Consider the following 20,044-nt stretch of genomic DNA (forward strand, 5'->3'; position numbering starts at 1 on the left):
GGTGGGCGTGGTCGAACGGGGTCGTGCGTCGTCGTGAGAGGTCGTGCGTCGTGAGGGGCTGTGCCGGGTCGTGCGCGGCCGCGCGTCGCCGTCCATGGCCCTGCGCGGCCGCGCCCGGTGCGGCTGGCGGCGGGTCAGCCCAGACGGAAGACCTGGGCGCCGGTGCCGTTGCAGTCGTAGATCTGCAGGGCGTCGCCCTGCAGTTGGTGGTTGCCGCTGTCGTCCAAGCAGCGCCCGGACTGCGGGTTGAACAGCGTGCCGTCGGAGCGGCTCGTCCAGACCTGCGCGCCGGTGCCGTTGCAGTCCCACAGCTGCACCGGTGTGCTGTTGGCGGTGGCGCCGCCTGCCACGTCCAGGCACCTGCCGAGGGTGTGCAGGGTGCGGTCACCGGGTGCCGACCAGCGCTGCGCGTCGCTCCCGTTGCAGCCCCACAGCTGGACCGGCGTGGCGGGTGCCGGATCGGCGTCGGCCACGTCCACGCACAGCCCGCCGGGCCCGCCGACCGGCCCTGGCGGCAGCTGCCACAGCTGGGCGGCCGTGGAGTTGCAGTCGTAGAGCTGGAGTTGCACGGCGCCCGGGGTCGTGGTGCCGTCCGGCACGTCGAGGCAGCGGCCGGACGCCGGGTTGAGCAGGGTGCCGTCGGTGCGGTGCGTCCAGACCTGCCCGGCCGAACCGGTGCACGAGGAGAGCGCGACAGGGGTGCCGTTGCCCGTGCCGCCGCCGGATGCGGTCACGCACTTGCCCAGTGTGCGCAGGGTGTTGTCGGACTGCAGCGCGAACTGCTGCGCGGCGGTGTGGTTGCAGGTCCACAGCTGCATCGCGGTGCCGTCCGCGGTGGCGCCGTCGCGCACGTCCAGGCATCCGCCGCCGTCGCCGATCACCTCGCCGGTCGACGGGTTGGCGGTGGCGCTGCCGCTGAGGGTCACGGTGTGCGCGGTGCCGAGCGGCAGCGCCGCCGTGGCCACGGTGACGGTGCGCCGGTTGGCGTTCCACGACCAGTCCGTCTCGGGCACCTGCATGCCGTCGACGGCGACGGCGGTCGGCGCGGCGGAGTTCGACAGCCGCAGGGTGTACGCCCTGCTGGTCGGCGCGCCGGGCCAACTGCCGCTCTGCGCACCGATGGTGAGGGCGCGCGCGGTGTCGTTCCAGGACAGTGGCGCGGTCGCGGACTGGCCCGAGGTGTAGCCGGTGCCCTCGCCCGCGTCGGAGTACAGCGAGAACGCTCCGTCCCCGCCCGCCGCGACGTTGACGGTCAGCGCGGTGAGCGCCTTCTGCGCGTTGTCGGTGTAGTCGGTGCGGGTGGTGAGGATGCCGCCTGACTTGATCAGCACCGGCATCTGGCTGAGCGGGTCGGTGACCGTCACGGTCGACGGGCCGGTGTAGCTCTTCCCGGTGAAGTAGTCGGTCCAGGTCCCGGGCGGCACCCACACCGACGCCGAGCCGTTGCCCGAGGAGTCGTTCGGGGTGGTGATCGGCGCGACCAGCACGTCGTCGCCGTACAGGTACTCGCCCGGCGCGCTGTACGCGGCGTCCTGCGCCGGGTAGTCCAGGTACAGCGGCCGGACGATGGGCACGCCGGTGGTGTTGGCCTGCCGGGCGAGGGTGTACGTGTACGGCACCAGGGACTCCCGCAGCCGCAGCGCCTGTTCGGCCGCGGTCTGGGCGGCCCCGGTGTAGTTCCACGGCAGCCGGTCGCCGTGGTCGGAGTGCATCCGGTCGATCGGCTGGAAGGTGCCGAGCTGCATCCAGCGCACGTACAGGTCGTCGGCCAGGTGGCCGCCGTGGAAACTGCCGATGTCGTGGCTGACGTTGGAGATCCCCGCGGCGGCCTCGTCGGCGGTGAACCGCACTTCGAAGCCGAGCATGTCCCAGGTGGCGGGGGTGTCCCCGGTGAACTGCATGGTGGTGCGCCGCTCCGACCAGGGTCCGAGCGCGTAGTTGCTGTCGTCACCGCCCTGTTCGGAGCCGCCGATCCGGGCGAACGAGAAGCCGCGCAGGCCCTTGGCGGCCGAGTCGTCCGCGTACGCCTGGTTGATCAGGTTGTCGGGGGCGACGTGCGGGTCGCCGGCGGTCGAACCGCCGCAGCCGCCGCAGTAGTCCAGCCACCACTCCCGCACGCCCTGCTGCTCGAAGGGCTGGTGCAGGCCGAGGTAGGCGGCGAGTTGGGCGGGGTCGGACCAGTCGAACCGGTAGGTGCTGCCGCTGTCGACGGTGAGCCCGCCGGCCTGGCTGTTGGCGGCGGCGAACTTCGGGTCGTCGCCGTTGATGCTCGGGTGGATGTTCATCGCGACCGACAGGCCGCGCTGCTTCGTCCAGTCGAGGAAGCCCTGCGGATCGGGGAAGAGCGCGGAGTTCCAGTTCCAGCCGTTCCACTGGGTGGGCGACTTCCAGTCGGTGTCCACCACCAGCCAGTCGATCGGGGTGTGGCTGGCGCGGAAAGCCGGCAGGAGGGTGTTCTCGTAGTCGGCGGTCGAGTAGGCGTAGTAGCGCGAGTACCAGACGCCGTACGCGGACTGCGGCAGCAGGTCGGTGCCGCCGGTCAGCGCGTTGAGGTCGGTCAGGCCCTGCTTGTAGTTCTGGCCGTAGCCGAAGAAGTAGCCGTCCTGGTACGGCTGCCGGCCGTGCGAGGGCCGGTCGGTGACGGTGTGGCCGGAGCCGAGCAGGGCGCTGCGGGTGTCGTCGAGCAGGTACCAGCCGTGCCGGTCGAGGATGCCGGGGTGCTCGGGCACCGGCAGGGTCCTGGGGTTGTCCAGGGTGCGCGACCAGCCGCCGAGGGTGTCGGTGGGGCCCGCGCCGTAGCCGGTGGTGGCCAGGTCCGTCTGCGCGGCGGGGTAGGTGGTGGTGGCGACCGGGGTGACGGCGAGGCTGTCGATGTTGACGCGGCCGGTGTCGTCGGAGTTCTGCACCACGTTCAGGGTGTCGGTGCCCGCGGTCAGGTGGACGGTGGCCGACGCGGTGGACCAGGCGTTCCACGAGGAGGTCGCGGGCAGGCTCAGCTTCGGCCCGGCGGTCCCGTCGACCCGGGTGGACAGGCTGCCGGTGCCGCCGGCCGCGTTGGAGTAGCGCACCTGGAGGCGGTAGTCGCCGGTGGCCGGCACCTGCGAGACGTCCTGGGTGATGCCGCTGCCGGTGGCCTCGTAGCCGGCGACGAAGCCGGTGCCGGTGTAGCCGGTGTGGTCGTACGCCACCGCGGCGCGCCCGCTGAACAGCGCGTCCTCGCCCTCGCATGCGGTGCCGAGCGCGCAGAAGGACGGGAACGCCGGCTTGGCCTGCACGCCGGTCACGGACAGCGTGACGGTGGTGTTGGCCGGGGTGAAGGGCCCGCTGCCCTCCTTCCAGCGCAGCGTCAGCGCGCTGGTCGTGATCTCCCGGTACCCGTCGGAGGTCACGTCCGTGGTGTACGCGGGCGGTGTGAACGAGCGGTTCACCGCGTTGAAGGTGGCGCCGTCCTGGAACGCGCCGTCGCCGGCGTACTCCAGGCGGATCAGGGTCGGCGTGAGCACCTCGAAGCGGGCGTTGCCGTCGGTGACGGCGCTGCCCGCGGCGCGGGCGGCCGGCGCTCCGGCGGCGCCCGACACCACGAGCCCGCACAGCAGCGCGAGGCAGCCGCCGGCGGCGAGGACGGCCCGGCGGACCGGTCGGCGAAGGGCCGAACGGGGCTGACCGGGCGCCGGGTTCGGGGGATGCGGATCGGAGCGGGGGCGGGGAGGGCGGGTCGACGGCCGTGCTCTGCCGCGCGCGGGGCGCAGGTGCATGGGGGGACCTCCTGAGAGCGTGCTGCGACGTTCCTGGGGGCGTGGGCGCGGGCGTGCGGGCCCGCGGTGACGGGCCCGCACGCAGAGGACGGGCAGGGATCAGTTGAACGGGTCGAGGATCAGCGACGCCTGCTGCGGGCTGCCGTCGTGGACCAGCGACTCGTGGTTGCCGACGTCGTCGAAGGCGAAGGCGTACGCCTTGCCGTCGGCCATCTGGGCGTGGATCGCCTTGGCGTAGTAGTTGGTCACCGCGTCCTGGTAGAAGCTCGCGTCGCTGCTGTCGGGCTGGTTGGGGTTGGTCAGCAGCGTCGACCGGTTGAAGCCGGCGCACAGGGTGCGGGAAATGGGGCCGCGCACCTGGTCGTTGGGGGCGTCGAGCAGCTTGTAGCAGCCGAAGACGCTGTCCGCGTCGGGCTTCTGGAAGCTGGTGACCACCGCACCGGAACTGTCGGTGAAGTTCATGGTGCTGCCCGAGACCCGGCCGAAGTACTTGGTGTTCGGCTGGTCGGAGAAGGGCGTGACGGTCAGCGTGCTGCTCGTGTACTTCGTCCAGACGCGGTTGATGTAGTCGTCCATGACCGAGTTGGCCAGCGCGCCGGTCTCGATGCCGTGGCCGGGCGACAGCGCCCGCAGCACCGAGCCGTCGGGCGCGGTCTGGATCAGGCCGCCCCAGCCGCCGCCCTGCGCGCGCAGCGCGTTGAGCACCGCGTTGTAGCCGCCGGACTTGAGGTGGCCGGTGGTCTGCGAGGCGCCGGTGGTGGACGTCACGCCGACCGCGTAGGGCGCGGTGAACATGTCCACCTGGGTGCTGTTGATCCACAGCCCGCTGTCGTCGAGCGTGTACTCCGACCAGCTGAACAGGATGTTGCGGTTGGGGTCGGACGGGTTCTGCACGGCGGGCTGGACCAGGCCGCCGGTGGCGAGCTTGAAGACCAGCTTCTGGCCGTAGGAGAAATACACCCGGCCAGAGAACCGCGGGATCTGGATGGTGACGGACTGGCCGTTGGCCGGGCCGGGGATCGACGCGTCGGGCGCGGGCACCGGCGGGTTGCCGCCGGCCGGCCAAGCGTGGAAGGTGCCGCCCGCGTCCGCCCAGCCCTGCTGTCCCGAGGACAGCTGGGTACCGAGATCGTACAGGTAGACGCTGCCGGAGCGGCCGGAGTTGTTGGTGATCGTCAGCGGGACCGTGCCGGGCACCGGCTGCCCGCCGCCGCCCGTGCTGCCGCTGGTGGTGCTGCCGGAGGTGCCGCCGCCGGTGGTGCTCGTCCCGCCGCTGCCCTGGGTGTAGGTGAACTGCGGGGTGTCGTACTGCGGACCGTTCTTCTCGTAGGTGAACCAGTACGTCAGGACGGTGCCGTTGGACAGGCTGCCGACCGTCTGGGTCCAGGTACCGCCGCCGTTGGTCATCCGGAAGTTCTGCTGGTTGGCGCCGTTGACGAGGTAGTGCACGTCCACGTAGGCGGCGGCCGTCGTCGGCGTGAAGGAGATCTTCGCCTGGTCGGTGCCGACCGGGACGACGCTCTGCGTGTAGTCGGAGGAGTCCGCGGCGGCACTCCCCGGCAGGGACGCCAGCCCGAACAGGCCGGCCAGCACGAGTGCCGCGGCGCACACCAGGGCGGTGATCGCGCCGCGGTGACGTGGGCGCGGGCCTTCCGGGAGCAGGGCATGGCGGGGCCGCCCATGGGGGATTCTGCGCATCGGTGCGGTGTCCCTTCTTCGGCGCGTGTGGGGGGCGAAAGGGATGCCGGGTCCGGGCGGTGGGCCTCTCGAACCAGATCTGAGAGCGCTCTCACCGGCAGATGGAGTGTCTGTGTAAGTCGCGTTCACGTCAAGTCGGCGCGCGGGCCGCGACCGACCCGCGCCTGGAGGTGCGGCATCGTCCCCGAGCGGACAGCGGGCGCCGCCGCCGCAACCGGCGGCGGCGCCCGACTGGCCCGTTCCTGGCTGTTGTTCACCGGTCACGCACTACCCGGAGTACGCCTCCAGCGCGACCACCTGCGCGGTCGTGGAACTGCCGGCGGTGTACCTGACGTAGCGCGCGGTCACCGGGGGCGCGGTGACCGTCGACGTGGCGTCGGTGGCCGCCGCGACCGGAGACCCGAACGGCGTCCAGGTCGTGCCGTCGGTCGAGACGTCGATCCGGTACGGGGTGGTGCTCCCGTACGACCGGACGACGGTCCGGCCGACGCTCATGGCGCTTCCCAGGTCGACGGTGAGGCTCGCCCCGGTCCCGGTCGGCTTCCACCGCGTGCTCGGGCTGCCGTCGACCGCGGCGACCGCGGGGAAGCTCAGGTCGGCGGTGGAGGCGCTCACGCTCTTGCAGCGCGCCGCGTCCTGGGTCGGCGTCAGGTCCGGGCGCCGGGTGGGGACGGTGACGGAGTGCGAGCCGCGCAGCGTCGTCGTCCGGCCGCCGGCCTTCACGACCAGCGAGCCGCCGCCGTGCTGCGTGATCCGGGTGCCGTCCGGGCGGACGGAGATGTCGAAGGTGCTGCCGTGCCACTGCAGGCCGGTGATGTCCACGCCCGGGATCTGCGGCGGGAGCATCGGGTCCACGGTGATCGCGTCGGAGCCGAACCGCAGGCCGGTGAAGCCGTAGTAGAAAGCCTGCAGCACCCCGCCGATGCCGGTGGTGAAGGTGAACGCCCCGCCCGCGCGCGTCTCGGCGAACTGGTCGAACGGCGCGTAGGTGTAGGGGTCGAGGCTGCGCTTGAGGAAGGTCTCGGTGACGCAGCCGGGGGTGCCCAGCCGGGCGCTGTCGATCAGGTTGATCGAGTCCGTCATGGACGGCCCGTTGATGTCCGTGCGCGGCGTGTAGTAGTCGAGGTCGGCCTGCGCCTGCGCGTCGGTCATCGGGTAGTTCAGCGGGTACTGGAGCATGACGGTGTCGGCCTGGTTGATCGTGTCGCCGCGGTAGCCGTCGAACTCCAGGTGCACACCGGTGGCCGGGTCGACCGGCACGCCCAGCCCGCCGGCGACCTGCTTCCACAGCGGATCGGGCTGCTCGCCGACGAGTTGGGCAGCCTGGGTGGCGATGTCCAGGCTGTCGATCGCGCCGGCGTTGGTGTAGGCGCTGTTGGTCACGTTGTCGTGGTTCTCGTCGGGCGACTGCACGCCCTTGAGTGCGTAGCCGCCCTGCCCGTCGGGCGTGGCCCTGCTCGCCCAGAACTGCGCGATCGACTTGATCACCGGCCAGCCCTTGGTGCGCAGCCAGTCCAGGTCGCCGGTCGCCTCGTAGTACTGCCACTGGCCGAGGGCGACGTCGGAGTCGATGTGGATCTCCCGCGGGTGGATGCCCACGTCGCTGCCGGTGTCCGCGCTCTCCCACGGGTACTGCGCGCCCTGGTAGCCGTGCGCCTGGGCGTTCGCGCGGGCCGCGTCGAGCAGCGTGGAGCGGTAGTCGAGCAGGCTCCTGGCCAGCTCGGGATGCGCGGCCAGCAGCGCCGGGTTCATCCAGGTGTCCGCGTCCCAGAACACATGGCCGTTGTAGTCGGCGGACGACAGCCCGCCCGGCGACGGACCCCAGGCCACTCCGTCACGCACCGAGGAGAGCAGGTAGAACAGCCCGGCACGCAGCTTCTGGGTCAGCGCGAGATCCCCGGGGACGGAGATGTCGGACTGCCAGAGCTTCGCCCACGCGTGCTCGTGCTCGACCTGGACCGAGCGCCAGCCCTGCAGCGCGCCGCTCGTGGCGTAGCCCTCGGCCGCGGCCTGCGGGTCGCCGGGACCGTCCTTCACCAGGGGCGCGGAGCCCTGCGCGGTGTCGTTGGAGGACGCGATGCCGACGAACTTCGCCGCCTGGTAGGTCTTTCCGGTGCGCACCTGCAGATCGGCGCTCTGCGCCAGGGAGTTGGCGGGCACGTCGGTGTACGGCCGCGCGTCCACCGGCTCGTTGTTCACCCGCAGCACGGAGGCGAGGCCGGCCCGCATCCCGATCTGCTGGGTGGTGAGGCTCTCGCTCATCGTCGCCGACGCCTGGTCGACCCGGCCGCCGGAGACCTGGGTGAGGTCGACCGCCTTGGACAGCCGGTGGTTGACCGGGAGGGTGTCGGCGCGCCCGTCGAACATGTCGATCACCGACAGCGGGCCGCTCCAGTTCAGCGGCGTGATGTCGACCTGGGTGACGCCGAGATGGGCGTTGGCCCGGTCGACGAGCACGCGGTAGGCCAGCCGGGTCTCACGGCCGGCCGGCGAGGTCCACGTCAGGGACGTGGTGATGGCGCCGTTGCGCAGGTCGAGGGACTGCCGGTAGTCCGAGGTCGTCCCGGTCGGCGCCTTGTCGGCCGGCGGCGTCCCCACCGATGACAACGTTATCTGGTCGACGTTCGCCAAGCAGCTGTCGCCTTGGGCGCACAGGACGGTCGCGGTGTTCACCCCGGCGGTGACGGGGACGTCGACGGTCGCCGTGGCCCAGGTGTCCCAGTTGCTGGTCGCGGGCAGTTGGAGCTGGACCGGCGCGGATCCGTTCGTCCCGGCGCTGAGCGTCTGCGTTCCACCGGAGGCCGCGGAGTACCGGACGGTCAGCCGGGCGGTGCCCGCGGGCACGTCCGAGATCTTCACGGTCGCGGAGGCGCCGGGGGCCGGGTGGCCGCCGGGACCGTATCCGGCGATGAAGCCGGTCCCGCCGAAGCCCGTGTGGTTGGTGGCGAGGAACGCGCCGCCGGCCAGCGTCCCGCTCTCCGCCTCGCAGACCACGCCGAACGGGCAGCCGGCCGAGCCGACGTTCCCGTAGACCCCGCTGCCGTCGGAGATGCCGAGGGTGGACCAGGCGGGGATGTTCACCCGCTGCACCGAAATACCCGGTCCCTGGCCGTAGAACCCGGCGAGTTGGGACTCCGTCAGCAGCGGCGTGGCGGAGAAGCCGGCGCCCTGCGCGGGCACGCGGGTGGAGAAGTAGCCGTTGCCCAGGAAGGCCGGCGCGTAATCGGTGGACGGATCGGTCGTGCTGAGCACCCAGCCCGCGTCCGCGGTGTCGGCACTCACCGGATCCGCGCCCGCCGGATCCGCGGCCACCGCCTGCGGGCCGAGCGCCCCGACCGACACGGCCGAGAGCAGCAGACCCATCAGGGCGGCGCCGGTTCTTCTTCGAACTCTCCAGGTCAATCGCTGAGATCTCACGCTCTGCCTCCGGCTGTGCGGCGTCTGAACGGTGGGCCACTCTACGCTGCGGCGCGCCGCCGCAGAATGATCGGGAAGCAGCGGCAGAACCGCCGGTTGCCGGGGCGGATCTGCCTGTCATGGCACGCGCAGCACCCTCTTGCCCCGCGGTCCGGCACCTTCCGTGCCGCCGGCGAGAGTTCGCGGAGCCTCCGTGAGCGGGACGTACGCGCCGACGACGGGGCTCAGCACGCCGGTGGTGACCGACTCGGCGAGTTCGGCGAGGCGCTCGGGCTTGCGGTCGAGCCGGTGGTTCGCACCGCGGATGCGCGGGTCGGCGAGGAGTCCGTCGCCGCCGCCGAAGGCGGTCGAGAACAGCGCCCCGCCGTCGCGCACGGACCCGGCGTCGCTGCTCGTGAGCGCGCGGTCGACGACGACATCGAGGACCGCGTCGACGCGAAATCATCCTCGGGAAAGCAGCGGAACGAGACCTTCTCCCTTTCCCAAGCAGGGTAAATTCACGCACCGACGGGGGGTTGGGAAAGCGGTCCCGTCACGACGCCAGGGACGTCATCAGGTGGCGCATCGCCGCCGTCATGGCGGGCCGGAGGCCGCTGAGGTCCGAGACGTCCGGGGCGCCGTCGGGGTCCGCGGGGGAACCGGTCGGGCCGTTCCAGCGGCTGTAGCCGGTGATCTGGAGGGTGAGGACGGCGCCGCCGTGCAGGACCTGCAACGTCTGGGCGGAGGCGCGGGAATCCAGGAAGTACGCCTCGTCGCCGACTCCGGTGACCGGATGGACGTCGTCCGCCGAGGTGGTGTCCGTCCCGGTGACCGCGAGCACCGCGCTGCCGTCCCGGGAGGCACCGGGCACGGTGGAGGCCCGGGCGTGGCGGACGTTCTCGAACTCGGCGCGGGGATCGGTCTTCTTGTGGAGTTCCACCGTCACGGTGACGGCGTAGTCGGTCACCCAGCCGTCGCCGGTCGGCGAGTTGCTGCTCAGCACGCACGACACCTTGTCCAGCGCGGGCCCCTGGCTCATGTTCGCGTCGGACGCCGCGAAACTCCGCTTGCCCACCGCGTCCTCGAGCGGGCCGAGGGCGCTGCCGGCGCACGGGTTGCCGCCCAGGTGGTAGCCGTGCAGGTCCGGCGTCGTCGCGCCCACCCCGTGCAGGACCGCCGCCCACACCGCCGAAGCCACCGCGATCCCGCCGACCGCCCACACCCAAGGCCGCCCGCTCCAGGGCGCGTTCGCCTTCGCGGGACCGTCGTCGGAGTCGCTCAGCACATCGGACGGCAGGTCGCCGCCCGTCCCCTCCACCATCTCCGGCTCGCCAATCACACCGGCTCCCCCCTCGCCTCGCCCCCACTCTAGGGGGCGCGGCCCGCTCGGCAGGCGGCGGTCCGCACCCGAGGCGACGCGCCGGAACCGGAGACTCCGCCGGTGGCGGGGTGCGGCTGGCAGGGTGGGGGCCGGACGACGGTCCGGGCGGGTCCGGGAGCAGGGACGTTCAGGAGGTCACCGTGGGTGAGTGGGCGCGCGTCACGACCGCGGCCGAGCTGATGGAGGCGATCCGGCGGCAGGCGCCGGCCATCGAGGTCTCCGGCGTCCTGCAGGGCATGCCCATGGTCACACTGCCGCCCGGCACCCACCTTCGCGGCGGCACTCTGCAGTTCGGCGCCAGGGGCGTGCGGCTGACGCGGGACAACGTGCTGGAGGACGTCGCGGTGCGCACCGCCGAGCACGAGGTCGCGGTGCTCAACGACACCTCCGTCGACACGCTGGGGACGCTGGAGCTGCGCGGCGTGCGCACCCGCGGCCAGGTGCTGCTGCTGGCCCGGGACGCGGTCCGCTCCGGCCATGTGCGGGTCGCCGGGCTGACGATCGAGGCGGCGGACGTGCGCGGGCGGCTCGATCGGCCGCACGACTTCGGTGTCGACGCCCTCCAGGGCGCCTTCACCCTGTGGAACCAGCAGCCGGACCCCGCCGTCGAGATCACCGCGGAGCTGCTCGACGTGGCCGCGGGCAGCGCGGAGCGGCCGGTGCGCGGCAGCGGCGTGTTCGTCGGCGGCCACGGCGACCGGGACGGCGCCGCGGACGGCGGCACGGTCCGGGTCGGCGAGCTGCGCACCGGCGAGATCCACACCGACGGCGGCATCCCGGCCGGCACCCCGGACCTGATCAGCGACGGCGTCTTCGTCGTCTCCGGCGCCGTCGTCGAGGACGTCCGCACCGCCGGCCCGGTCACAACGCGCGGCCAGAACGACATGGTGCTCGACAACTGGGGCCGGGTGCGCACCTGGACGGCCACCGCGCCGGTCGTCTCGCACGGGCCGAGCGGCATCGGCTTCGTCAACTTCGGCGCGCTCGACCACCTCGACGTGCAGGCCCCGATCACCACGCACGGCACGGGTGCGCGCGGCTTCAACCTCTACGACGGCTCCCTGCGCCACGCGTCGTTCGACTCCATCACCACCAGCGGGGACGGCGCGGTCGGCGTCCAGGTCAGCAGGCACCTGCCGCGTCTGGAGGTCCGCGGGGACCTGGCCACCACGGGCGGCACCGGGACCAGCCTGGTCCGCGGCGTCCAGGTCGAGCTTCAGGCCGTCGCGTTCAGCATCAAGCCGGGCGGCAGGATCGACGAGATGAGCGTCGGCGGCCGGATCGCCACCCGCGGGGACGGTGTCACCACCGTGGAGATCGACGGCGAGCTCAGCAGTCTGGCCGTCGCCGGCGGCATCACCGCCGAGGGCCGCGGCTCCGACGCCGTCCATATCGGCCTGGACTGCCCCGACCTGGCGGGCGTGGCCATCACCGCGGCCGACGGCCGGCCGACCGTGCGCCGCCCCCTGCCCTAAGAACACCTCCGCCGGCCGCCGGCCCGCCGCGCGCGGACCCGCGGGCCGGCGGCACCGGATGCTCAGCCGCGCGCGTCCTCGTGCACGACGACCGACGGCACCTCGTTGAACGCCTCCGTCGAGCTGGGGTGGGTGTAGATGCCGTCGCGCAGGTCGGTAGCGGTGATGCCGTGGCGCATCGCGAGCGCGACGGTGTTGATCAGCTCCTGCGCGTCGACGCTGAGCAGCACGGCGCCGAGGATCAGGTCGGTGTCGGCGTCGATGACGAACTTCATCAGTCCGCGCGTCTCCTCCACGGCGTAGGCGCGCGGCATGAGGAGGATGTCGGCGACGTTCTCGCGCGCGACCCTGATCCGGTGGCCGGCCGCCCGCGCCTCCTCCTCGGTCATGCCGACGGTCGCCAGCGGCGGCGTCATGAAGACGGTGTTCGGCACCGCGACGCGGTCGGCGGTGGAGCGCTTGCCCTCGCCCGCGAGCTGGTCCAGCACGATCCTGCTGTCGTCGAGCGAGATGTAGGTGAACTTCGGGCCGCCGTTGACGTCGCCGAGGGCGAAGATGTGGGGCTGACTCGTGCGCAGGTGGCCGTCCACCTCGATCGCGCCGTTCTCCGCCGTGCGCACGCCCGCCGCCTCCAGGCCGAGCCCGCCGGTGGCGGGGACCCGGCCGGTGGCCGGCAGCACCGCGTCGACCGTCACCGTGCGCTCGGCGCCGCCGTGTTCGTAGACGACCGTGGCACCGTCCGCGCCGTCGCGGACCTCGCGCAGCCGGGCACCGGTGACGATCTCGACGCCCTCTCCGGTGAGGATCGCGTGCACCGCCTCGGCCACGTCGGCGTCCGCGCGCGGCAGGAACCGCTCGCCCCGGGCGAGCATCGTCACCCTGGAGCCGAAGCGCTGGTAGATCGCGGCGAACTCCAGGCCCAGGTAACCGCCGCCGATCACCGCGAGCCGCTGCGGCAGGCGCCGGCTCTCCAGCAGTCCGGTGCTGCTGACGAGGTGCCGGCTGGTGCGCAGGCCGGGGATGTCCGGCACGACCGGCCGGGACCCGGCGTTGATCAGGATCGTCTCCGCGGTGACGGTCAGCCGCTCGCCGTCCTGCCGGGTGACGGCGACGGCGTGGGGATCGGTGAACACCGCTTTTCCGGTCAGGATGGTGACGGTCTCGAGGCCGTTCAGGCCGTCGTAGTTGCCCTTGCGCATGAACTCCCGCACGTCCTGGACCTTCTCGACGGACCGTTCGTAGAAGGTCTGCGGATCGTCCTGCGGGCGGCGCTCGCGGGAGTGGTGCACCATCCCCTTGGACGGGACGCAGCCCACGTTCGGGCATGTGCCGCCGTACATGCGCGCGGACTCCTCGACGAGGACCACGTTCCTGCCGAGGCGGCCGAGGGCCTTCGCGGCGGTCTTGCCGCCCTTGCCGAATCCGATCACCAGCACGTCGGCACGGAGGGTGGGCTGCTCTTCGGCGTTCGCGGTCATGCGGTCTCCCGGGTGACGGTTGCGACGAATGCGGGTGCGCGGAGGGCGCCGCCTTCCCCACGCTAGGTCGCCCCCTTCGCGGTGGGGACGGCGCGCTTCCCCCTTTCTGCCGGCAACCGCCATAAGCCACGCCTATGGCCTAAGCCCCGGTCCGGCGCATCCCGCCTGCCCGGCGTCCGGCCCGTGGTGGGATGGGCTCATGGAACTGCGGGAGCTGTCGGTCTTCGTGGCGGTGGTGGAGGAGGGCGGGCTGTCCGCGGCCGCGCGGCGGCTGCACGTGAGCCAGCCGGCACTGTCGCAGACGATCGGCAGCCTCGAACGGGAGCTGCGGGTCAAGCTGCTCGAACGCAGCCGCTCCGGCACCCGGCCCACCGAGGCGGGCGTCACCCTGCTCGGCGAGGCGCGGGCGGTCCTGGCCCGTTACCACCAGGCGGTGCGCACCATGGCGCAGCTGTCCGACGGCCACGAAGGGGTGCTGCGGATCGGCATCCCGCTCGAGTTCCCCTTCGACGTGCTCCGCCCGGCGCTGGCGGAGCTCGCCGAGGAGTGGCCGGACACGAAGGTTCAGGCCCGGCACCTGTCGTCGGCCGCCCAACTCGTCGCGCTGCGCGACGGGGAGCTGGAACTGGGGCTGCTGCGCGAGCGGCCGGGCGGCGAGCTGTTCGACGCGATGCCGGTCGTGCGCGAGGAGCTGGGGGTGCTGCTGTCCGCGGACCACGCGGAGGAGTTCTCGACCCGGGACGGCGTGCCGCTGGACTCCCTCGGCCGGCTCGAGTGGCTGGCCTTCCCGCGCTCGGACAGCCCCGCCTGGTACGACGAGCTGACCGCGATCCTGCGCAGCCACGGCCTCGACCGGTTCACCGACGTCCCGGTGGGCCAGCGGCTGATCGCCGAGGTGAAGCTCGCGGCGGTCAGCGCCGGCCGCGCCTTCGCGCTGGCCCCGCCGAACTGGTCGCAGCCGCTTCCGGAGGGGGTGCGCTGGACGCCGCTGGCCGGCCGGCCGCTGGTCCGCCGCACGTGGGCGGTGTGGCCCGCGGACTCGCGCCGCCGCGATCTGGGACGCCTGATCTCCGCCCTCGACCGCCCCGCCGAAACAGCGGGCTGACGTGCGCCCTGCCGCGCCGGCCTCGCCGACCACCTGCCCGAAGCACCCCTGAGGGCGGCCGTCCAGGAAGGTTCGAGGCGGGGGTGACGGGTTCGGACCGTTCAGTCCGCGGGCGCGGCCGCGGCACGCTGGGCGGCGCCGGCGGCCGCGTGGAGCAGGAGGCGCGCCGGCAGTCCCATGCCGCTTGCGTCCACGGCGGCCAGGAGCGCGGGGACGGCGAGCGGGACGAGACCGCGCAGCACGCGGGCGGCGTGCTGTGGAGGTACGAGGTCGGGGAGGGTGATGCGGAGGGTGACGGTCATGCTCGGCTCCGGCGGGTCGTGCCTGGATGCTGACGCGCGGGGCCGGCGCGTCGGGGACGGTCCCAGTGGAGGCGAGCAAGCCGGAGCGCGGGTGTGGTCCCGGTTGCTTCGGCGTGAACGGCGTGCGTACGGACGCCGGATCAGCTTTCCTCGGGGGTCAGGCGGGCGATCAGCCGGGGAGCCACGGCGGCGGTGAGCGTGGCCGCGGTGGAGCAGGTCGCGACGGTCGTCCAGGCGACGGGTCCCAGGGGCGTGCAGCCGAAGAACTGGCTGACGCCGGGGGTCTGGATGACCGTGACCAGTGCGGCCGTGGAGATCGCGGCGGTGGTCACGACGAGGGGGCTGTGCCAGTCGGTGATGAGGGTCTGGCCCAGCTGGGTGCCGACGAGGGCGGCCAGGCCCATGGTGCTCGCGCGGGTCGCCCGGCCGGTCATGCGGCCGGTCTGCCAGGCGCCGGCCGCGCCGAGCGTGGTGGCGGTGCCGCGGACGGCGAGCACACGGGCGAGTTCGGGGCCGAGCAGGGAGGGGACGGGACCGCCGGCCAGCGGGTCCTCGCCGGTGTCGGGCGTACGGACGGGCGCGAGGGCGACGGCGAGCGCGGGCAGCATGTCGGTGAACATGTTGACCAGGAGCAACTGGCGGGTGCCCAGCGGCGCGCGCCCGGACAGTGCGGTGCCGAGGACGGTGAAGGCGACCTCGCCGGCGTTGCCGCCGACGAGGATGCCGACGGCGTCGCGGACGCTGCGCCACAGGGTGCGCCCTTCGAGGAGGGCGTCGAGGATGCGCGCCGGGTCGGCGTCGGTGAGGACGAGGTCGGCGGCGGCGCGGGCGGCCGTGGAGCCGTGCGCGGACAGGCCGATGCCGACGTCGGCCAGGCGGATGGCCGCCGCGTCGTTGACGCCGTCGCCGGTCATCGCGACGACGTGTCCCGCGCGCTGGAGGTCCTGGACGACGCGGACCTTGTGCTCCGGGGAGACCCGGGCGAAGACGGCGGTCCGGGAGACCCGGTCGATGCGCTCGCGGTCGGGCAGGCCGTCCAGTTCCGGCCCGGTCAGCACGCTCTCGGCCTGGCTGATCCCCAGGTCGCGGGCGATCGCGGACGCGGTGGCGGGATGGTCGCCGGTGATCATGGCGACACGCACGCCCGCGTCGGCGAGGCGCTTGACGGTTTCGGCCGCGCCCGGCCGCGGGGTGTCCGCGATGGCGAGGAAGCCGATCAGGGTGAGGTCGCGGACCATCTCGGGGATGTCGTCGTCGGGGCTCGGGGGCCCGTCGGGAAGCGCCTCGGCGACGGCCAGGACGCGCAGCCCGTCGTCCGCGAGACGCCGCACGAGGCGGTCGGCGGCGCGCTTGCGGCTCGGCGCGAAGGGCGCGTGGCCGCCTGTGCGGCCGCCAGAACCCCCGCGCCCGGCCGTGGCGACCGTGGTGCAGCGGGCGAGCACGGTCTCGGGTGCGCCCTTGACCGCCAGGCGGTGCCGTCCGGCCTCGGTGCCGGAGGACGCGGAGTAGCCGCGGGTGGCTTCGAAGGGCAGTTCCGCCGCCAGGTGCCAGTCGTCGTCGGGCGGGCAGTGCTCGGCTGCGGCCTCCAGGACGGCCCGGTCGGTGGCGTGCGCGACGAGGTGGCCGCCGCCGGTCTCCGGGCAGGCCCGCGCGGCGGTGCGCAGCAGGCGGTGCCCTTCGGCGCTGTCCAGATCGAGGTCGTAGTCGAGGCCGGCCAGGCGGGTCACGGCCAGCTGGCCGAGCGTGAGGGTGCCGGTCTTGTCGAAGCAGACGACGTCGACGCGGCCGAGCGCCTCCAGGACGCGCGGGGCGCGGGTCAGGACGCCCTTCTGGGACAGGCGGCGCGCGGCGGCCGACTGGGCGACGGTGGCGACCAGCGGCAGGCCCTCGGGAACGGCGGCGACGGCGACGGCCACACCGGAGGCGAGGGCTTCGCGCACCGGCACCCCGCGCATCATCCCGAGGAGGGTGACGGCGGCGCCGCCGACGCCGACCGCGGGCAGCGCGGCCCTGGTCAGGTCCGCGAGGTGGCCCTCGATGCCGGTCGGGACGGTGGCGGCGCCCGCCATGTCGGCGGCGCGTCCGGCCTCGCTCTGCGCGCCGCTGGCGACGACGACGGCATGGCCGGTGCCGGCCAGCACGGTGCAGCCCTGGTAGACCATGCACGACCGCTCCGCGAGGTCGGCGCCGGGGGTGGCCCTGGGATCCTTGACGACGGGCGCGGCCTCACCGGTCAGGCTCGCCTCGTCCAGTTCGAGCCGGTCGCAGACGAGCAGGCGGGCGTCGGCCGGGACGACGTCGGAGGGGCGCAGCGCGATGATGTCGCCGATCTGCAGGCCCTCGGCGGGGACGGTCTCCTCGGGGGCGTCGGCGAGCGTGGCGAAGAAGGCCTCCCGGTCGGAGACGTCCGCGGGGTCCGGCGGGTCCCAGGTCACCAGGCGCGCGGTGGTCTGCTGCGTCAGCAGCAGCGCGTTCAGGGCGCGTTCGGCCCGGGCCCGCTGCGCGCCGCTGATCACGGCGTTCCCGGCCATGACCCCGCCGACCAGGGCCGAGTCGATGGTGGACCCCACTGCCGCGGAGGCTGCGGCCCCCAGCGCGAGCACGGGGGTCAGCGGGTCGCGCAGCTCCTCGCGTACCGCCGTCGCCAACTGCCCGGCACCGTGGGCGGCGGAGCGCAGGCCGGTGGCGCCGGCGGTGAACCGGGCGGCGGCGGCGAGGGCTTGACGGGTCGCTTCGACCGCTCCCGGGCCGGGCCCTCCGGTTTCGGCGGCCACGCCCGAGGTGGCCTTCGGCCGGCCGGAGTGGTGCAGCACGCCGAGGGTCTCGCGTGCCCCGAGGGCGTGCCAGGTACCGCGGACGCGTCGCGGCGGCAGCGGCCGGCCGGCGAGGCGGCGGGCGGCGCGCAGCGCGCCGAGCTGCGCCAGGAACGCCGCACCGTAGACCGGCGAGGTCGTCAGGCCCAGCATGGTCCGGCGGCGTCCGGCGGCGGCGATCAGGGCGCCGAGCGCGGAGCCGCCCATGGACAGGTGCGCGGACCGGCCGCTGACCTGCCGGGCCTCGTCGACGGCGATCAGGATGCGCCAGACCTGCTCGACGCCGGGACCGCAGATGATGTCGGCGGACCAGCAGGGATGGCCGGGCACGCCGGGCGGCGGCAGCACGCCCACCCCGACGTCCGCCGCGGCCAGGGCATGGTCGTCGCCCGTGGCGACCACCAGCACCACTTCCCCGTCCGCCTGCAGCCGGCGCACCTCCGCGGCCGCCGAACTGCCGGACGGCAGGACCCGGTCGGCCCAGGGCAGCAGTTCACTGGCGCCGGCGTGCTCGGTGAGCAGCAGGCCCCGGCCGCCGGACCTCGCGGCGCCGACGAGCGCGTCCGCGAGCGGGTCGAGGTCGCAGCCGGCGAGGATCCGGCCCTGGACGCGGCCCCCGGCGTCGTGCAGGTCCAGCGGCATCCCCGCCGGGTCGTCGGGCCTGCGGCCCCCGGTGCCGGCGGCACGCTGAAGCCGCCAGCCGTCCGCCGTCCACGGCCCGGGGTGCGACAGGTCCGCCACCGACCGGCCGGCGAGCACGTTGTGGGCGGCGCTCCACACCTCCGCCTCGTCCAACTCACCGGTGGGCGCCGCTTCCAGCAGCCTGGGGCGGGAGGTGCACAGCACGGAGGAGTCGATGAGTACGGTCGTCACGCGGTCCAGGACGCGCAGCGCCTCGGCGTCCATCGGCACCGCGCCGGCGCCGGCCAGGTCGCGTCCCAGCAGGGCGCTGAACGCCTCCCGGCCCATGCCGGCCGCCTTGGGCACGGTGGCGAGGATCGCCCGTGCGGCGGTGTCGATGCTGCCCGTCCACGCGAGCAGCCCGCCCGCGCCGAGCACGGAGGCCATCGAGGTGCGCTCACCGCACTTCTCCACCGGGCCGGGTGGCAGCGGAACGGGCCGGGGCTGCCGGCCGCCGATCCGCGGCGGCAACCCCGCCCCGGCGGGCACCAGTTCGTGCTCCCGCGCGTGCCACACTCCCTGCCGCGCGCGGATCTCGGCGAGCTGCCAGACGCGCTGCACGGTGTCCAGGGCCACCGGTGCCACACCGTCGGTCAGGGCGTGCACCGTCGCGCTGGACACCGCGATCACCACGGCGGCGTGCGGCTTGCCGAGCCGGTTCTCCACCAGACGGCGCAGTCGCGGGTGGGACTCGGTCATGACCACCGGCACCCGCAGCACCGTGGGGAACGCGGGCAGCGGCGTGACCTGCCGGACCGCGGCCACCCCCAGCGCCACGCAGTCCGCCACCAGGGCGGCCTTGGCCAGCGCGGCGGGCGCGGTGGCGAACGGGGGCATCGGGCCGGTGCCGGAGAACGGGTGGTCGTCGGTGCCGTGCTCCTCCTCCAAGGCCATCACCACGTCGAGGACCTCGTCCAGGCCGGTGTCGTCCTCGGAGAGGTCGACGACCACCTGCCCGAGTACGGCGTTGACCTCCGCCCAGCGCACCCCCTCGACGGCGCGGAGCGCCGCGGTCACCTCGCGGCCGAGCCGTTCGTGGCACTCGCCGCTCCCGGTCAGGCCGCGCACCTCGACGTAGGCCCGGCCCCTGCGCCGCCACACCCGCCGCCGTCCGCGCTTCTTGCCCGCGTCCGCCAGTACGGCGGCCGCTTCTGCCAGGTCACCGGGAACGCTGCGCAGCGCCTGCTGCGCGGCGCGGCCGCACTGGTAGGCCGTCGTGGTGGCGTCGCGCACCGCTCCGCCCAGCGCTCCCACGGGTGCGGACACCAGACCCACGACGGAGGGCACGAGCCCGTTCAACGACACCAAGGCAACTCCCGCAGTCCCCGGCCCACCGCCTCCGCTCGATGAACACGGCCGGACGGATCCCGGTCGCGGAGCAGGCCACAAAGAGAACATTAGGTGACGTAATCGGATAATGGGTCGATAACACCCCAGAGGGGGTGACCCCGCAGCCAGCAGGAGGACCACGCCATGACGACCGCCACGCAGAGCAGCCGCCGCCCGGCCAAACGAGCCGCCAAGTCCACGGCGAAGTCCCCGAAAGGCGCAGCGGCGCGCGGCCGGTCCTCCACGACGACCCGCAGCACCAAGGGGAAGGGCAAGGCGTCCAGCGGCGGCGGGCGGGGCGGCCAGGGCCGCGGCAAGGCCGAGAGCCGGGCCAAGTCCGGGGGCCGCACCAAGGCCCATGAGCACGACCACGACATGACCATCACCATTCCGATCGACAGCGCCGCCAACGCGGTCGGCAAGGTCGTCACCCTGCCGGTCACCGCCGCGCAGCGCATCCTGCCCGCCGCGGGCGGACTCCCCCTGTACATGGGCCTGGGCGCCCTCGGCATCGTGGGCGTCCTGGAATGGCCCGTGGCGGCCGGCATCGGCGTCGGCTACGCCGTGCTGCGCCAGGGCGGCCCCCTCAACCCGCACCCCGACAAGGACGCCGTGAAGTAGCACCTCCCGT

Annotated in this window: 10 protein-coding genes and 2 pseudogenes; 3 read left to right on the forward strand and 9 right to left on the reverse strand. The window is 73.7% G+C overall.

The window, feature by feature from the left end; translation table 11 throughout:
- Positions 1–134: 134 nt before the first annotated feature.
- From ACH4TG_RS28840 to ACH4TG_RS28865, 6 genes and pseudogenes are all read right to left on the reverse strand, one after another.
- Complete coding sequence (locus ACH4TG_RS28840) at positions 135–3,755, reverse strand: ricin-type beta-trefoil lectin domain protein (protein WP_398245472.1); 3,621 nt, start codon at positions 3,753–3,755, stop codon at positions 135–137.
- 99 nt (positions 3,756–3,854) lie between these two features.
- A pseudogene (locus ACH4TG_RS28845) lies at positions 3,855–4,952 on the reverse strand (glycoside hydrolase family 64 protein); the annotation flags it as partial.
- Between the two features lie 114 nt (positions 4,953–5,066).
- Positions 5,067–5,453 (reverse strand): annotated as a pseudogene (locus ACH4TG_RS28850) (hypothetical protein); the annotation flags it as partial.
- Between the two features lie 267 nt (positions 5,454–5,720).
- The gene (locus ACH4TG_RS28855) at positions 5,721–8,816 is read right to left on the reverse strand and encodes a discoidin domain-containing protein (RefSeq protein ID WP_398245473.1); all 3,096 of its coding nucleotides are present in this window, start codon (positions 8,814–8,816) and stop codon (positions 5,721–5,723) included.
- A gap of 171 nt (positions 8,817–8,987) precedes the next feature.
- Positions 8,988–9,245, reverse strand: coding sequence for a hypothetical protein (locus ACH4TG_RS28860; protein WP_398245474.1), 258 nt, complete (start codon positions 9,243–9,245; stop codon positions 8,988–8,990).
- A gap of 157 nt (positions 9,246–9,402) precedes the next feature.
- Positions 9,403–10,188: a hypothetical protein gene (locus ACH4TG_RS28865; protein ID WP_398245475.1), complete on the reverse strand. Its 786-nt coding sequence runs from the start codon at positions 10,186–10,188 to the stop codon at positions 9,403–9,405.
- A 182-nt stretch (positions 10,189–10,370) separates the two neighbouring features.
- Here ACH4TG_RS28865 and ACH4TG_RS28870 point away from each other — a divergent pair, with 182 nt between their 5' ends.
- Complete coding sequence (locus ACH4TG_RS28870) at positions 10,371–11,705, forward strand: hypothetical protein (protein WP_398245476.1); 1,335 nt, start codon at positions 10,371–10,373, stop codon at positions 11,703–11,705.
- Positions 11,706–11,767: 62 nt separating this feature from the next.
- Here ACH4TG_RS28870 and ACH4TG_RS28875 read toward each other — a convergent pair whose 3' ends face one another.
- Positions 11,768–13,183, reverse strand: a complete 1,416-nt coding sequence (locus ACH4TG_RS28875) for an FAD-dependent oxidoreductase (RefSeq protein ID WP_398245477.1) — start codon at positions 13,181–13,183, stop codon at positions 11,768–11,770.
- 199 nt (positions 13,184–13,382) lie between these two features.
- Here ACH4TG_RS28875 and ACH4TG_RS28880 point away from each other — a divergent pair, with 199 nt between their 5' ends.
- Complete coding sequence (locus ACH4TG_RS28880) at positions 13,383–14,288, forward strand: LysR family transcriptional regulator (RefSeq protein ID WP_398245478.1); 906 nt, start codon at positions 13,383–13,385, stop codon at positions 14,286–14,288.
- A 101-nt stretch (positions 14,289–14,389) separates the two neighbouring features.
- Here ACH4TG_RS28880 and ACH4TG_RS28885 read toward each other — a convergent pair whose 3' ends face one another.
- Together ACH4TG_RS28885 and ACH4TG_RS28890 are read right to left on the reverse strand one after the other, a co-directional pair.
- On the reverse strand, positions 14,390–14,590 hold the full coding sequence (locus ACH4TG_RS28885; protein ID WP_398245479.1) for a hypothetical protein: 201 nt from the start codon (positions 14,588–14,590) through the stop codon (positions 14,390–14,392).
- A gap of 140 nt (positions 14,591–14,730) precedes the next feature.
- Positions 14,731–19,371 carry an HAD-IC family P-type ATPase gene (locus ACH4TG_RS28890; protein WP_398245480.1) on the reverse strand — a complete coding sequence of 1,547 codons (4,641 nt, stop codon included), beginning with the start codon at positions 19,369–19,371 and terminating at the stop codon, positions 14,731–14,733.
- Positions 19,372–19,557: 186 nt separating this feature from the next.
- On the opposite strand from ACH4TG_RS28890, the gene ACH4TG_RS28895 reads away from it, so the two are divergent.
- Positions 19,558–20,034 carry a hypothetical protein gene (locus ACH4TG_RS28895; RefSeq protein ID WP_398245481.1) on the forward strand — a complete coding sequence of 159 codons (477 nt, stop codon included), beginning with the start codon at positions 19,558–19,560 and terminating at the stop codon, positions 20,032–20,034.
- Positions 20,035–20,044: the final 10 nt, after the last annotated feature.

This window comes from Streptomyces sp. NPDC020917 (assembly GCF_044333795.1).
Taxonomy (GTDB): Bacteria; Actinomycetota; Actinomycetes; order Streptomycetales; family Streptomycetaceae; genus Actinacidiphila.

What these genes read in the sequence shown, in the direction of transcription:
- ACH4TG_RS28840 (WP_398245472.1), bottom strand. Translation starts at nt 3,755, where the DNA reads ATGCACCTGCGCCCCGCGCGCGGCAGAGCACGGCCGTCGACCCGCCCT.
- ACH4TG_RS28855 (WP_398245473.1), bottom strand. Translation starts at nt 8,816, where the DNA reads ATGGGTCTGCTGCTCTCGGCCGTGTCGGTCGGGGCGCTCGGCCCGCAG.
- ACH4TG_RS28875 (WP_398245477.1), bottom strand. Translation starts at nt 13,183, where the DNA reads ATGACCGCGAACGCCGAAGAGCAGCCCACCCTCCGTGCCGACGTGCTG.
- ACH4TG_RS28880 (WP_398245478.1), top strand. Translation starts at nt 13,383, where the DNA reads ATGGAACTGCGGGAGCTGTCGGTCTTCGTGGCGGTGGTGGAGGAGGGC.
- ACH4TG_RS28885 (WP_398245479.1), bottom strand. Translation starts at nt 14,590, where the DNA reads ATGACCGTCACCCTCCGCATCACCCTCCCCGACCTCGTACCTCCACAG.
- ACH4TG_RS28895 (WP_398245481.1), top strand. Translation starts at nt 19,558, where the DNA reads ATGACGACCGCCACGCAGAGCAGCCGCCGCCCGGCCAAACGAGCCGCC.